The organism is Spirillospora sp. CA-294931 (assembly GCF_050946795.1).
Taxonomy (GTDB): domain Bacteria; phylum Actinomycetota; class Actinomycetes; order Streptosporangiales; family Streptosporangiaceae; genus Spirillospora.
Genome location: NZ_CP192006.1, coordinates 142,731 through 156,352, shown reverse-complemented (window position 1 = coordinate 156,352; position 13,622 = coordinate 142,731). Strand labels below are relative to the sequence as shown.

Genomic DNA, 13,622 nt, shown 5'->3' with positions numbered 1-13,622 from the left:
GAAACGTTCACCTCTCGTGGTTGTCGCGGTTCAGGGGGACACGTCGGCGGCGCCGAGCGCGGCCGGGTCGACGAGGCGCTGCCGCAGCAGGAGGTCCTCGGGGACGTCGCGTTCGCGGACCAGATGCGGGCGGCCCTCGTGGACCAGCACCTCGGCCGGGTAGCCGTGGCTGAGGAACAGCACCGGCGAGGCGGTCGGCCCGTACGCCCCCGACCGGTGCACGCCGATCAGGTCGCCCGGCCGGACGGACGGCAGCGCGACCTTCTTGCCCAGCGTGTCGTTGGGCGTGCAGAGCGGGCCGGTGACGTTCCACTCCTCGGTCGCGGGCTCGTCGAGCCGGTTGAGCACCGTCATCGGGAAGTTGCGCTTGACGAACGAGCCGATGCCCACGGCGGCCATGTGGTGGTGGGTGCCGCCGTCGGCGACCGCGAAGCGCTCGCCCATCGAGTCCTTGACGTAGCGGACGGCCACGACGTACGTGCCGGCCTCCGCGGTCAGATAGCGGCCCAGCTCCATGATCAGCCGGGTCTCGGGGTGCCGGGCCCTGAAGTCCCCAACGACCGGGTTGAGGCGCTCGGTCAGCACACCGGCGTCCAGGTCGGACTCGCCGTCGAAGTAGGCGACGCCCAGGCCGCCGCCGACATCGACCATGCGCAGGCCGAAGCCCAGCGTGGCCGACAGCCGCTCGGCCAGGTCGAAGATGCGCCCGGTGTTCTCCACCACGACGTCCTCGCTGAGGATGCGGGTGCCCATGTAGACCTGCACGCCCATCAGGTCGAGCCCGGGGTAGCGCTCCACCAGGTCGGTCTGGGCGAACAGCTCGGTCTCGTCGATGCCGAACTGGCGCGGCTTGCCGCCCATCGCCAGCCCCGACCGCTTGACCGCGAAGCTCGGGTTGACGCGCAGCGCCACCGGCGCCCGCACCCCCCGGCTGCGGGCCAGCTCGTCCACCAGCGCCAGCTCGGGCAGCGACTCGCAGACGATCGCGTAGATCCCCTCGTCCAGGCAGGCCGCCAGCTCCTGGCGGCTCTTGCCCGGGCCGAGGAAGATCACGTTCTCCGGCGGATGGCCCGCGCGGCGCGCGGTCATCAGCTCCACCAGCGAGGACACCTCCGCCCGCGCGCCGAACGAGCGCAGCAGCGAGCAGATCGAGACGTTGGGGTTGGCCTTCAGGGAGAAGAAGATCTCCATGGCGGGGTCGAGCCGGTCGCGCAGCCCGAAGAACCGGTCCCGCAGCGCGGCGCCGTCGTAGACGAACATGGGAGTGCCGAACTCCCGGGCCAGCTCCGACACCGGCGTGCCCTGAACCTGGAACTCACGCGTCATCCTTGGTCCTCTCCGCGAGGGCGGCCAGCACGCGGCCGACCTCGTCATCCAGTGCCGCCGTGCGGTCGGCCGAGTCGGCGACGACCACCCCGTACAGGCGGCCGTCGAACGCCGTCCCCGGCTCGGGATCGTCCGGCGCGGCCGCGTTGACCGTGGCGTAGTTGTTGACCAGCAGGCCGCCGCCGCGCGCGGGGTCGAACAGCAGGTCGCCCAGGGCGTCGCGGAGCCCGGCGAACGGCAGCCGCCGCCCGAGCCGCACCGGGTACTGGCGGACCAGGGCCGTCCGGTCGGCGCCGATGAACGCCTCCTGGATCGCCGCCTGGTAGGTCGACATGTTGTTGCGCGCGTTGATCTCGACGACCGGGTAGAGGCCGCCGTCGGGGTCGACCATCGCGTCCACGCCGACCACCCCGTAGTAGCCGTCGGCGGCCAGGCACGCGCCCAGGCGCCGCGAGACGTCCCGCAGCTCGGCCACCTGCCGCTCGTCGAGCCCGGCGGGAATCCGGTGGCCCTTGTGGACGCCGTTCTCGGTGATCGCCTCCTTGACGAAGTCGAAGCGCACGCCGCCGTCGCGGGCCACGGTGAACTGGTAGTTGAGGTCGGCGACCTTGGCCACCCACTCCTCCACGACCAGCCCGGCCCGCTCGTCCCCGGCCTTCCGCGCCCGGTTGGTGATCATCCGGTGCAGCCGGTCGAGACGGCGCTCGTCCCGCACCACCTCGATGCCCTTGCCCGAGACGCCGAAGGCGTCCTTGACCACCACGACCTGCCCGGCCGCGAGCAGCTCGCGCGCGGCGGCGAACGCCTGGTCCACCTCGGCGAGGTCGGCGCAGGTCCAGCCGCGGGCCTGCCGGATCCCGAGCTCGTCGGCCAGCCGCCGGCTGTAGATCTTGCTGTTGACCGCCTTGCAGACCGCGGCGGACGGCGCGGCCAGCGCGATGCCGGCCCGCTCGGACAGCAGCTCCTCCAGATCGGAGATCCCGTGCGCGCTGACCGCGGCGCCGCGCGAACCCAGCAGGCGCAGCTCGCGCAGCACCCGGGAGTCGTCCAGGGCGTCCTCGGTGACGATGCGGCCCGGGTCCTGCCGCTCGACCACGAGCATCCCCGGCAGATCGAACCCGAGCTCCTCCAGGTGCCGCAGGTAGTCGGCGTCGGGCGCGGCCTTCAGCACGACGTGGTCGCCCTTGCCCGCCAGCAGCACGGCGAACTCGTCCATGCGGTTGACGATGACGTTGCCCGACCCGAAGGCCAGCTTGGGCAGCCCTGGTTCCCCGACCGCCCACCGGTCCTCGACCTCGAAGTTGCCGACGAAGACCAGCTCGGCGCCGGTGTCTCCGGCGACCGCCGCCTTCAGCCGTTCGTTGAAACCGCGGAACGTGGTGCTCATGCCCTCCCCCTCAGTGCTCGAAGACCATGGCCGAGAAGGTCGAGCCGAGCCCGACCGTGACGAGCATGTAGCGGTCCCCCGGACGCAGCCGGCCGAGTTCGAGCGCCGTCTGGTAGTTGATGAAGGGGTCCGCGCAGAAGCAGTGCCCGGTGACCGGGACGTTGTCCAGGAACACCCGCTCCAGCGGCAGGTCCAGGTGCCGGGTGAGACGCACCCACGACACGCGGTTGACGTTGTGCGGGAAGACCAGCGTGAGGTCGTCCAGGGCGATGCCCGCCTTCCGGGCCGCCGCCACCATCACCTCGGCCAGCGCCTCGGTGTAGACCTGCTGGAACTCGGCGAACAGGGCGTCGGTCAGCGACAGGCACTCGTAGAAGCGGCCGTGGGTGCGGGCCGCGTAGCCGAGCATCCGGTCGCGGTCGTCGCGGGTGCTCACGAGCACGGCCGCCGCGCCCTCGCCGTTCATGGCCGTGCCCGGCACCGTCTGCGCGGCGGGCGTGAACGTCTTCTCGCCGGTCAGGACGAGCGCCAGCGCGTCGGGGTCGCCGTCGGCGGCCAGCAGCTTGCCGCACAGGTCCACGGCCAGCAGCCCGGAGGCGCAGGCGTGGTGGGTCAGCGCGAACGCCGTGGCGTGCCCGAGCCCGAGCGCGTCGCGCACCTCGTGCACCGGGTTGACCGGGTGCGGGACGACGATCGGCATCGTCCTGGCCTGGACGACGTAGCGCACCTGGTCCTCGCGCCCGCGCAGCGCGTCCAGCTTGCTCGCGGCGGCCAGCAGCAGGTCGGTCGGCGTCCCTTCGGGGTCGCGGCAGATCTCCGAGAGCCCGTAGAAGCGCTTGTAGACCTTGATCTCGGCCGGGTCGAGGCCCAGTTCCCGGCCCAGTTCGGTGATGGGCACCCGCCCGGACGGCAGGTAGGTCGCCACCGCCTCCAGCGAGGTCATCAGGCGTCCCCCGACGGGGTGCGGGCGAGGGTCTCCTCCAGGTGCCGCGCCAGCGCCTCGATCGTGGGGTGGTCCCAGGCGACCGTCGGCTCCAGCACCAGCCCCAGGCGGTCCTCGATGTCGCCGCACAGGATCAGCGCGTAGACCGAGTCGAGCCCGTAGGTGGTCAGGGCGGCCGAGGTGTCGATCTCGGCGGCGTCGCGCTGCGCGTAGTGGGCGACCTTCTCGCGCAGCCAGCTCCGCAGGTCGGTGTCCGGCGGGGCCGATTCGGGGCTGTTCATGGCATTCTCCTTGTGTTCACTGGCAGACGCGCTATCCGGGCAGGCGCCGGTTCGACAGTCCGAACCCGCGACGTCCGCGGTGCCGGGAGAGCACCTCGGCGGACAGCCGTTCGGTGCGGTGCCGCGAACCCTGGCCGGGGTCGCGGCCCACCCATTCGGCGATGCGGCTCAGCGCCGCGACGGCCCACAGGGGGTCGCCGAGGAACGGATCTCCTCGGTCACGGTTGTGGAGCCAGATGTTGACGCAGGCGGTCGCCGCCAGGACCGCGGCGTACCTCGCCGCGAGGCGCAGCGCCTCCGGCCTGGCGGTGACGGTGAGGTCCCGCGGTTCCAGGGCGGCGCACTCGCGCTGGAGGTCGGCCAGTTCGGCGGCGATCACCAGGACCAGCCGGCGCAGCTCGCCGCCGAGCTCGGCGGCGTCCAGCGCCGCCGCGAGCGAGGCGCTCAGGCTGTCGTGGCCGCCCGACCCGATCGAGAGCCGCTCGAACGGAAGCGGCGGCAGGTCACCGCCCAGGCGGAACACCCCGGGCGGCGGCTGCCGGTCGTCCGGCCAGGCCTTGCGGGCCAGCCGGGGCAGCTGCGGCAGCACCGTGGCCAGGCAGGCGACGCGGGCGCTGTGCCCGAAGCCCGAGGGCGCCAGGTCGCGCAGGTGCTTCTGGAAGATCCCGTACTCGCCGTCGCGGATGTAGAACTGCGCGCCGAGCACCCGCGACAGGCTGGACATCGCGTCCATCAGCAGCGTCGCGACGAAGTACTTGGCCGTCGAGGCGTACAGGCTGGTCTCGCCGGGCAGCAGGTGCATCGAGCGCGCGGTCACCGTGGCCAGCGAGTCGCAGATCAGCAGGTCGGTGAACGCCCCGGCCAGGATGGAGCGGATGTGCGGCATCCCGGCCAGCGGCCGCCCGTACAGGACGCGCTCGTCGGCGAACCGCGCGGTCGCCGCCAGTCCGGTCTCCAGAATCCCCGCGCTCATCGCGGGCAGCGCGGTGCGCGTGATCTGGAAGGAGCGCAGCGCCGTCTCCATCCCGAGCCCGGGGGCGCCGAGCATCGCGCCGTCGGGCACCGGGCAGTCGGTGAACTCCAGCCCGCCGAGCTGCACCCCGCGCATGCCCGCGCTGGGGAAGCGCGGCAGGTCCCGGAACGACCCGGCGGGAAGGTCGGCCTTCTCGACGAACAGCTGCGAGTGGCTGCGGCTGCCCGGCTCGTCCGAGGTGCGCGCGAACAGCACCATGGCCTGGGACCGCCGCGCGTTGGTGATCACTTCCTTGTGGCCGTTCAGGCGCAGGCGCCCGTCCGCCCCCGGCATGGCGGAGAACTCGGCGCGCGCGAAGTCGTTGCCGTGGGCCAGCTCGTGGTAGACCGAGACCGACCGGCCGCCCGAGAGCAGGATGTCGGCCATCCGCCGGCGCTGCCGCTCGTCGCCGGTCGCCCACACGTTGACCGCGGAGATCAGGCTGCTGGCGCCGTAACCGAGCCCCAGGCACGGGTCGCGCCGGTAGACCGCCCGCATCACCTCGATGAGGTGGTCGAGCCGGGTCAGCCGCCCGCCCAGCTCGCGCGGGACGAACTCGGCGTTCAGCGCGAACTCGTCCAGCACCCGCTCGCCCTCGGCGAACATCTCGCCCGCCTCGTCGGCCGCGAGCACGGCGGCGTGGCCGGTGGGGTTCCCGGGATCCCAGGGGTCGCCGAGACGGCGTTCCAGGTCGTCGAGCGAGGCGGTGAGCGCGTCGGTCTCGGGCTTGTCGATCAGCACGTCGTCGATCTCCGCTGTGTGGTCGATCATCGGGCACCGGCCGCGTTCGGGAAGGCGGGCGCCGAGCCGCCCTCGATGGCGTCGAAGAGCCGGTCGAAGACCTCGCCGCTGGTCGGCCGGCCCGCCGGGCGCAGCGCCCGCAGCACGTGGGTGAGCACGGCCTCCAGCCACAGCCCGTCGTCGTCCGGCTCGCGGTTGAGCAGCCACGCCCGCAGCGCGGCGGCGCCCGCGAAGCACTGCTCGTAGCGGCGCGCCAGCGCGAACGCCTCCGGCTGGACGTACTGGGAGGCGGGCGGGCTCAGCGCCAGCTCGCCGTGCAGCCGGTCGCAGCGGTTGTTGAGCTCCTCGGCCAGCTCGGCCACCCGGCAGAGCCCTTCGGTCCGGCCCGCCAGGGCGCGCAGCTCGCCGGTCGCGACGCGCAGGCCCTGGGTGAGGCTGGAGCCGCCGCGGGCCAGCAGGCTCAGCCGGTCGAGCCGGGCCTCGGGCAGCGGGGCGGCCAGATCGGCGGCACGCCCGACGGCGTCCTCGTTGCCCGTGGCCTCGTGATGGCCGCGGGCCAGCACCGGGAAGTGGTTGATCAGGGCGTGCTGGTTGACGAACGTGCTGCCGTCGAAGATCCCGACCACCCGGTGGTCGCGTTCGAGCTTCTGGAACGCGCCGTGCTCGTGCACCTCGGTGAGGAACGCGCGGGCGCCGAGCAGCTCGCCGCACGCGGTGATCAGCTCGTCGGCGCGGGTCGGCACGTACGACTTGGCCACCGCGGAGATCACGCTCATCTCCTCGGGCAGGGTGTGGACGGCGCGCGCGGCGAACGCGGTCACGGTCTCGCAGGCGTACAGCGCCGCGTACGACTCCCCGAGCGTGCGCCGCACATGCGGGAGCTCGATCAGCTTGCGGCCGTACAGCTCGCGCTGCCCGGCGAAGTCCCGCGCGAGCCGCACCGCCTGGTCGGCCGCGCCCAGCGACAGCGCCGCGCAGATCGTCCGGGTGATCTGGAGCGCTTTGAGGACGGTCTCCAGCCCGGCGCCCTCCTCGCCGACCAGCGCGCGGGCGGGGACGGGGCAGTCGTCCAGGGCGAACCCGCTGATATCGGCGCCGCGGATGCCGTGCGTGGGGACCTTGGGCAGCGTGCGCCAGCGGCCTTCGGGCAGGTCGCGCTTGTCGGCCAGCAGCAGGCTGAACCCGCGCGGCCCGCCCTCGGGGCGGGTGCGCACGAGCAGGCAGAGCAGCGGGCTGCGGGTGGCGTTGTTGATCAGCCACTTCTCGCCCTGGACGCGGTAGCCGCCGTCCGGCTCCGGCGTGGCGGCCATCTCCCCGGCCAGCAGGTCGCTGCCGTGTCCGCGCTCGGTCAGGCCCCACGACACCGGGGCGCCCGCGATGATGTCGGCGGCCAGGCCGCGCGCCTGCTCCTCGCTTCCGGCGAGCCACACGCAGATGCCGCCGAGGAAGGTCTTGGCGTGCCCGATCGCCACCGACAGGTCGCGGCGCGCGACCGACCGCAGCGCCCCGATGAGGTCGTCGTAGCGGGTCAGCGCGCCGCCGAACGCGGCCGGGACGTACAGCCTCGGCAGCCCCATCAGGTCGAGCTCGCGGCAGATGTCGGCGGGGAACTCCTCGCGGCGGTCGAGCTCGGCGCAGCGGGCGAAGGACATCAGCGTCCCGTCCTCGCCGGGGTCGCCGAGCACGCGGTCGAACTGCCCAAGGTCTACTCGGTGCGTGTCGATCGGCGGTGCGGTCGTCGTCATGACGCGTCACTCCTCGCCGCGGTGTCGAGAAGCGCGCGCACGGCCGGGGACAGCTCGGCGTGCAGGACGGGCAGCTCGCCGTCCAGGAACTGCCGGCGGACGAGCGTGCGCTGGATCTTGCCGCTGGTGGTCCGCGCGACGGTGCCGGGCCGGACGAGCACGACGCCGTGGACGGCGACGCCCACGTCCCGGTTCAGGCGGTCGCGGACGCTCGCCGCGATCCGCGCGAGCTCGGCCGGCTCGCGCCGCCCGGTCCGGATCTCGCGGACGATCACGACCTCCTCTTCGGGGACGCCGACCGAGAAGGCCGCGCCGACCCCGCGGTCCAGGGCCGGGTGGGCGCCGCGCGTGGCCGCCTCCAGGTCCTGGGGGTACAGGTTGCGGCCCCGGACGATGATCAGTTCCTTGGTGCGTCCGGTGACGTAGATCTCGCGGTCGTGCAGGATGCCCAGGTCGCCGGTGCGCAGGAAGCCGCGCTCCCCGTCGGAGGTGACGGCGTCGAACGTGCGCCTGGTCTCCTCGGGCCGTCCCCAGTAGCCGCGCGCGATGTTCGGCCCGCGCACCCAGATCTCGCCGACGCGGCCGTCGGGGAGCACCAGACCGGACTCGGTGTCGACGATGCGCACGTCGATCCGCTCGGCGCGGCCGGAGCCGACGATCCGGTGCGTGGGGGCACCCGGCACGGGCGGGCGCAGCTCGCCCCGGCCGAACCCGGCGGCGTCCACCTCGGTGATCACCGCGGTCCTGCCGGTGCCGTTGCCCGAGATGACCAGGGTCGCCTCGGCCATGCCGTAGCCCGGGAGCATCGCCTCGGGCCGCAGCCCGGCCGCGGCGAACCGCCGGGTGAACGCCTCGACCGTGGCCGCCAGGACGGGCTCGGCGCCGTTGACCGCGCACCGCCAGCGGGACAGGTCCAGGTCCGCCAGCTGCTCGTCGGTGACCCGCTGGACGCACAGGTCGTAGGCGAAGTTGGGGGCGGGCGAGTAGTCGATGCCGTACCGGTCGATCAGGGCCAGCCAGGCGTGCGGCCGCTTGACGAAGGCCATGGGCGGCATCAGCACGCTGCGCCCGCCCAGGATCAGCGGCGACAGCAGCAGCCCGATCAGCCCGAAGTCGTGGTGCATCGGCAGCCAGCCGCCCACGGCGCGGTCGCCGGTCATGCCGGTGACCGCCGCGAGGATGTGGGCGTTGGCCAGCAGGTTGGCGTGGTCGACCATCACGCCCTTGGGCTCGCTGGTCGAGCCGGAGGTGTACTGGAGGAAGACCAGCGCGTGCGGGTCGACGGGAGGCGGGCGCCACGCGCCGGGCGCGGGCAGCTCCTCCTCCGGCAGGTCGGGGGCGAGGCAGTCCAGCCCGGTCAGGTTCTGCTCCTTGGCCCACGCCTTCAGCACGTCCAGGTCGGCGGCGTCGGCGAGGGCGCCGACCGCCGCGGAGTCCCGGGCGACCGCGGCCAGGCGGTCGGCCTGGCGCTGGTAGCCGTCGGGCGAGGGGGCGGGCACCGGGATCATCCCGGCGTAGACGCAGCCCAGGAAGGTCCGCGCGAACCCCGGCCCGGAGGGGTGCAGCACCAGGAGCCGGTCTCCGGCGGCGAAACGGGCCTGCAACAGCGCGGCGATACGGCGCGCGGCGCGGTCCAGGTCGGCGTAGGTCAGGGTGGGGTCGGCCTGCTCGGACGGGGCGCGGAGCGGATCCGCGCTGAAGATGAGGGCGGTCCTGTCACCGTGCTCGGCCGCCCTCGCACACATGAGTTCGACGAAGCTCTTGTACTCGGGCATGCAGTGTCAGCCTCCATCGGCGGGACGGTTGGTAATCGAGCGTCGCGGATCGGCGCCGGGGCTCATAAGCCACAAAGGAGCGCGCCATGGATCTGCACGAACGCCCGCCTGAACGGGCACGGCCGTATCGGCACCGACCATCCCGACCTGCGAGAACACCGTGTTTCTCGCGGTGGACGAACGGGGGCGGCCCGATGCCCTGCCCGAAAGAGCACTCTGGGAGCACCCGGCCCGGCGGTTAGCGTGTCGAGCCATGAGGGCCGACATCGCACGTCTGGTGGAGTCCGCCGCCGAGGCCGCCGTCCTGGCCGGGCGGCCGCTCGCCGAGCGCTTCCACGACGGCGTGGCCGCCGTGCCCAAACCCGGCACCCACGCCCACGACGTCGTCACCGCCGCCGACGCCCGGGCCGAGGCGGTGATCCGCGCCGCGCTGACCGACGCCTGGCCCGGTTCCACCGTGATCGGCGAGGAGAGCGGCGACGGAAGGGAGGGCGACCCGGACGGAGTCCGCTGGATCGTCGACCCGATCGACGGCACCGCCAACTTCGCCCGCGGCGTCCCGCTGTTCTGCGTGTCCATCGGGGTGCGGCTGCCCGACGGGACGGCCGGCGGCTGCGTGTACGACCCCGTCCGCGACGAGTCGTTCACCGGCACCCCGGACGGCCTGCGGCTCAACGGCCGTCCCGTCCCGGCGGGCCGCCCCCGGCACGCGGTGCCGCTGGCGCTGACCGACGTTCCCCGTCCCGGCGTCGCCCCCGATCCGTCGGAGCTGGCGCTGTTCGCGTCGCTGATCCAGGCGGCGGACGTCCGCAGGATCGGCTCGTCCGCGCTGGCGCTGGCGTATGTCGCCTGCGGCCGCGCGGACGTCGCCGCGGGCGCCGACGCCTTCGTCTGGGACACCGCGGCGGGCAGCGCCCTGGTCGCCGCCTCCGGGGGCGGCTTCGCCGGGGTTCCCGAACCCAGCGCCGACCGCCCCGGCGGGTTCGCCGCCTGGACGTCCGAGGCCGCCGCGCTCGGCGAGCGCGTCGCCCGCGCGCTGGAGGCGGCCCACCACGAAGCAGAAGGGCACGGCTGATGGACCAGCACACGATGGCGTTCGTCGGGGGCCTGCACCGCAGCGGCACCACCCTGCTGGCGTCGCTGATGGCCGACCACCCGCAGATCAGCGGATTCCGGAATACGGGGGCGCCCGAGGACGAGGGCCAGCACCTCCAGACGGTGTGCCCGATCGACGAGCACCACGGCGGCCCCGGGCGCTTCGCGTTCACCCCCGAGGCGCACATGACCGAGACGTCCCCGTTCGCCGCGCCCGAGCCCGCGCGCAGGCTGCGCGAGCAGTGGGAGCGCTACTGGGACCTGTCGCGGCCCGTCCTGCTGGAGAAGTCACCGCCCAACCTGCTGCGGTTCCGGTTCCTCCAGGAGGTCTTCCCGAACTCCCGGTTCATCCTGATGATGCGGCATCCGGTCCCGGTCACGCTGAGCACGCTCAAGTGGGCCCCGGCCCTCACGCCCCGGCGGCTGGTGGAGCACTGGATCCACGCGCACGAGATCGCGCTCCAGGACACGCTGCGCCTGGAGCACTGCATGACCGTCCGCTACGAGAACCTCATGGCCCGTCCCGCCGCGACCATGGCCGAGATCGCCGAGTTCCTCGGGCTGCCCGACGCGTTCGACGCCGGCCGCGTCGACCCGAAGGTCAACCGCGACTACTTCGCGCGGTGGCGGGCGCTCGCCTCGGGCGGCGGGCTCGGCGAGGGTCTCGACGCGCTGGAGTCCGCCGTCAACACCTACGGCTACAGCCTGTCGGCCGACGCGCCGCGCGGCTCGTCCTCGCCGCTCGCCGATCCCTGGAGGTCCTAGTGCCGCCCATCCTCATCGTCCACGCGACCGGCGGTCCGCGCCGCGACCCGGCGTCCCTGCGGCTGGAGTGGGTGACCTCGACGCTGGACGGCCTGGCGCTGGCCGGCGCGCGGGTCCCGGCCGACCTCGACGTCGATCTCGTCGACCTGGACGGCCCCGCCGCGACCGGGCCCGCACCGGCGCCGACCGCGTGGGAGGAGTCGGTCATCGCCCGCTGGTGGCGGACGGCGAGCTTCGACGACCCGGCGCACGGGCCGGGCGGCGGCTCGCCCGTCGCGACCGTCCGGTCGGCGGAGGCGATGCTGACCGCCCTCGGCCGGTCCCGATACTTCGTCGGCCTGCCCCATGACGAGCTGCTCCGGGCGGCGCGGGAGATGACGTCGTACCTGACCGCCGACCGGGCGGCCCGCGCGGCCACGGCCCGGGTGCGCGCGGCGATCACGCCGGACACCCGCGCGGTGATCGGCTTCGGGCTCGGCTCCGTCCCGGCGGTGGACGCGCTCGCGGACGGGAGCGCGGTGGAGACATTGATCACCCTCGCCTCGCCGCTGGCGCTGCGCGCCGAGCCCGCGCTGCCCGTCCCGGCACCGCCGCTCGCGCGGCCTCGCGCCCGCACCTGGTTCAACCTGGTCGACGTCGCCGACGGCCTCGCGGCCCGCGACGGGCTCGCCCCGCTGTACGGCGCGGCCGTCCGCGACGTGTCCCTGGACTGCGACCCCCGGCTCCGCGCGCCCCGTCCCTACGCGGGCACCGCCGAGTTCGGCCGCGCCCTGGCGCACTGACCGGGCACCGTGGGCCTCAGCCGGGAGCGGGCTCGCCGGAGGCCAGGCGCATGCCGAGCTCGAAGCGGCTGCGGACGCCGAGCTCCTCCATCGCCTTCTTGACATGGCGCTGGACGGTGCGGCGCGAGACCCCGAGCTCCTTGGCCACCGACTCGTCGGTGGCGCCCACGGCCAGGCGGTTGAGGATCTCGGCCCGCAGCCGGTCGCCGTCGGCGTCCAGCGGCGGGCGGGCCTGCTCCCACGCCTGCTCGAACATCGCGACCAGTTCCTCGATGTGCTCGGTCGAGCCGACGATCCGCAGCTGGCCGCGCTCGTCCCCGAGCACGGCCACCCGGCGGTCGGCCACCAGCAGGAACGCCGTGAGCAGCGGCGAGACGCGCAGCTCGGGCGCGGCGCCCGCCGGGGTGCCGGACGGCCCGGCGCGCCGCCGGGGCCGGGTCCTGACGACCACGCGGGTCTCCCGGCGCGCGGCGGGCCTGATGGCCCGTCGCATCCTCGTCCATTCGTCACCCGGGGCCGGGAGCAGGATGAGCAGGTCCTGGTGCGCCGTGGCGATGTACGCCTCGACGAGCTTGCGTCCGTCGGCGGTGTGGAGGTCGTCGCTGTGCGGAGGGGAGGGCATCATCGATGACACCTGAACATCTTCACAAAGGTCCGGCGGCTCCGTCGTCACCAGGGCCTCAGTGGACGGCCTCCCGGGGGTGGCCGATCATCCCGGCGCCGATGGCGGTGACGACGGCGGTCGTGCGGTTGGGCGCGCCCAGCTTGAGCAGGACGCTGGTCACCAGCCGCTTGGCCCCGTGGTCGGAGATCGACAGGCGCCGGGCGATCTGCTTGTTGCTGAGCCCCTCGGCCAGCAGGTTCAGCGTCTCCTGCTCGCGGGCGGTGAGCCTGACCGGCCTGGGCACCTCGGCGCGCGCGGGCGTTCCGGCGTGGGTGAGCAGGCGGCGCGCGAGGCGAGCGGGCATCGGGATCTCGCCGCGCGCCATCCGGTCGAGCGCGTCGCCCAGGGCCTCGGCGGTCAGCTCCTGCTGGACCAGGAAGCCGTCGGCCGGGAGCGAGGCCGGAACCGCCGCCTGCGCGACCTCGGTCTCGTCCAGCAGGACGAGGGCCTTGGCGCGCCTGTCGTGCTCACCGCCGCGGGCCTCGCGCAGCCAGGCCGCCTCCGCGCTGGTCATGATGACCACGTCCACACCGCCCGAGCGGAACAGAAGCCCGGTTTCCATGCCGTTGCGGCAGTGCCGGACGGCCGCGACCCTCGCGAGGCCGCGCAGCACGTCCTCCAGCCCCCGTGCCAGAACTTCGTTGCCGACGTCGATCGCCACACTGAGGGTGGTGGCCTCCGGCTGACCTGCTGCGATCACATGCGTCATCGCACACTCCCGTCTCAGTCTTCCCCGATGGCCCTATGACATCCCTGACGACTGGCCCGAACAAGGGGCATGACGCTTTTAAGACACCCCGGGAGTGCTCCCCGATTGAGAACCTATATAACTATTCCTATCAATTTACTATTGAATACAAAAAGTGAATGGCTGATCACACCGGGCCATAACCGCTGGTCCCACGCGCGGGCATGGTGACTCGGCGCCGCCGGACGGTGACACCGAGACGAACGGCGCCCACGAAAAGTTCGCAGGTTGTCCTCACACCGCCGGGGACCTTCGAGCCCCGGCCGGACCTATGATGATGATCAGGGAAGTCCTTCACCCGCCTGACAGAGACGGCCCACCCCATGCGCATGGCATCTCTGAGCTCCACAAAATATTG

Annotated in this window: 12 protein-coding genes; 3 read left to right on the top strand and 9 right to left on the bottom strand. The window is 73.4% G+C overall.

Translation table 11 applies throughout. The features are described 5' to 3' along the window. Window positions 1-30 precede the first annotated feature (30 nt). From ACQPY4_RS00790 to ACQPY4_RS00760, 7 genes are read right to left on the bottom strand one after another with little or no spacing between them, the layout of a single operon-like run. The gene (locus ACQPY4_RS00790) at window positions 31-1,326 is read right to left on the bottom strand and encodes a type III PLP-dependent enzyme (protein WP_433331290.1); all 1,296 of its coding nucleotides are present in this window, start codon (window positions 1,324-1,326) and stop codon (window positions 31-33) included. Continuing rightward, complete coding sequence (locus tag ACQPY4_RS00785; protein WP_433331288.1) at window positions 1,316-2,713, bottom strand: ATP-grasp domain-containing protein; 1,398 nt, start codon at window positions 2,711-2,713, stop codon at window positions 1,316-1,318. Before ACQPY4_RS00785 ends, ACQPY4_RS00790 begins: the two co-directional genes overlap by 11 nt. 10 nt (window positions 2,714-2,723) lie before the next feature. Then, complete coding sequence (locus ACQPY4_RS00780; RefSeq protein WP_433331286.1) at window positions 2,724-3,656, bottom strand: ketoacyl-ACP synthase III family protein; 933 nt, start codon at window positions 3,654-3,656, stop codon at window positions 2,724-2,726. Then, the gene (locus ACQPY4_RS00775; RefSeq protein WP_433331284.1) at window positions 3,656-3,937 is read right to left on the bottom strand and encodes an acyl carrier protein; all 282 of its coding nucleotides are present in this window, start codon (window positions 3,935-3,937) and stop codon (window positions 3,656-3,658) included. Before ACQPY4_RS00775 ends, ACQPY4_RS00780 begins: the two co-directional genes overlap by 1 nt. A 31-nt stretch (window positions 3,938-3,968) precedes the next feature. Beyond that, the gene (locus tag ACQPY4_RS00770) at window positions 3,969-5,720 is read right to left on the bottom strand and encodes an acyl-CoA dehydrogenase (RefSeq protein ID WP_433331282.1); all 1,752 of its coding nucleotides are present in this window, start codon (window positions 5,718-5,720) and stop codon (window positions 3,969-3,971) included. Beyond that, entirely contained in the window at window positions 5,717-7,435 is a 1,719-nt protein-coding gene (locus tag ACQPY4_RS00765; protein ID WP_433331280.1) for an acyl-CoA dehydrogenase family protein, read from the bottom strand. Before ACQPY4_RS00765 ends, ACQPY4_RS00770 begins: the two co-directional genes overlap by 4 nt. Then, on the bottom strand, window positions 7,432-9,210 hold the full coding sequence (locus tag ACQPY4_RS00760; protein WP_433331278.1) for a fatty acyl-AMP ligase: 1,779 nt from the start codon (window positions 9,208-9,210) through the stop codon (window positions 7,432-7,434). Before ACQPY4_RS00760 ends, ACQPY4_RS00765 begins: the two co-directional genes overlap by 4 nt. A gap of 253 nt (window positions 9,211-9,463) precedes the next feature. Between ACQPY4_RS00760 and ACQPY4_RS00755 the strand changes: the two genes are divergently transcribed. From ACQPY4_RS00755 to ACQPY4_RS00745, 3 genes are read left to right on the top strand one after another with little or no spacing between them, the layout of a single operon-like run. Further along, window positions 9,464-10,285 (top strand): inositol monophosphatase family protein, encoded by an 822-nt coding sequence (locus ACQPY4_RS00755; RefSeq protein WP_433331276.1) that lies wholly within the window; start codon window positions 9,464-9,466, stop codon window positions 10,283-10,285. Then, complete coding sequence (locus tag ACQPY4_RS00750; protein WP_433331274.1) at window positions 10,285-11,070, top strand: sulfotransferase family protein; 786 nt, start codon at window positions 10,285-10,287, stop codon at window positions 11,068-11,070. The genes ACQPY4_RS00755 and ACQPY4_RS00750 overlap by 1 nt, the downstream gene beginning before the upstream one ends. Continuing rightward, a complete protein-coding gene (locus ACQPY4_RS00745) occupies window positions 11,070-11,852 on the top strand; it encodes a hypothetical protein (RefSeq protein ID WP_433331269.1) in 783 nt (260 codons plus the stop codon). Before ACQPY4_RS00750 ends, ACQPY4_RS00745 begins: the two co-directional genes overlap by 1 nt. A 16-nt stretch (window positions 11,853-11,868) precedes the next feature. Here ACQPY4_RS00745 and ACQPY4_RS00740 read toward each other — a convergent pair whose 3' ends face one another. Beyond that, complete coding sequence (locus ACQPY4_RS00740; protein WP_433331267.1) at window positions 11,869-12,477, bottom strand: helix-turn-helix transcriptional regulator; 609 nt, start codon at window positions 12,475-12,477, stop codon at window positions 11,869-11,871. 55 nt (window positions 12,478-12,532) lie between these two features. Further along, a complete protein-coding gene (locus ACQPY4_RS00735; RefSeq protein WP_433331265.1) occupies window positions 12,533-13,225 on the bottom strand; it encodes a LuxR C-terminal-related transcriptional regulator in 693 nt (230 codons plus the stop codon). Between the last annotated feature and the right edge of the window lie 397 nt (window positions 13,226-13,622).

What these genes read in the sequence shown, in the direction of transcription:
- ACQPY4_RS00790 (WP_433331290.1), bottom strand. Translation starts at nt 1,326, where the DNA reads ATGACGCGTGAGTTCCAGGTTCAGGGCACGCCGGTGTCGGAGCTGGCC.
- ACQPY4_RS00785 (WP_433331288.1), bottom strand. Translation starts at nt 2,713, where the DNA reads ATGAGCACCACGTTCCGCGGTTTCAACGAACGGCTGAAGGCGGCGGTC.
- ACQPY4_RS00780 (WP_433331286.1), bottom strand. Translation starts at nt 3,656, where the DNA reads ATGACCTCGCTGGAGGCGGTGGCGACCTACCTGCCGTCCGGGCGGGTG.
- ACQPY4_RS00775 (WP_433331284.1), bottom strand. Translation starts at nt 3,937, where the DNA reads ATGAACAGCCCCGAATCGGCCCCGCCGGACACCGACCTGCGGAGCTGG.
- ACQPY4_RS00770 (WP_433331282.1), bottom strand. Translation starts at nt 5,720, where the DNA reads ATGATCGACCACACAGCGGAGATCGACGACGTGCTGATCGACAAGCCC.
- ACQPY4_RS00765 (WP_433331280.1), bottom strand. Translation starts at nt 7,435, where the DNA reads ATGACGACGACCGCACCGCCGATCGACACGCACCGAGTAGACCTTGGG.
- ACQPY4_RS00760 (WP_433331278.1), bottom strand. Translation starts at nt 9,210, where the DNA reads ATGCCCGAGTACAAGAGCTTCGTCGAACTCATGTGTGCGAGGGCGGCC.
- ACQPY4_RS00755 (WP_433331276.1), top strand. Translation starts at nt 9,464, where the DNA reads ATGAGGGCCGACATCGCACGTCTGGTGGAGTCCGCCGCCGAGGCCGCC.
- ACQPY4_RS00750 (WP_433331274.1), top strand. Translation starts at nt 10,285, where the DNA reads ATGGACCAGCACACGATGGCGTTCGTCGGGGGCCTGCACCGCAGCGGC.
- ACQPY4_RS00740 (WP_433331267.1), bottom strand. Translation starts at nt 12,477, where the DNA reads ATGATGCCCTCCCCTCCGCACAGCGACGACCTCCACACCGCCGACGGA.
- ACQPY4_RS00735 (WP_433331265.1), bottom strand. Translation starts at nt 13,225, where the DNA reads ATGACGCATGTGATCGCAGCAGGTCAGCCGGAGGCCACCACCCTCAGT.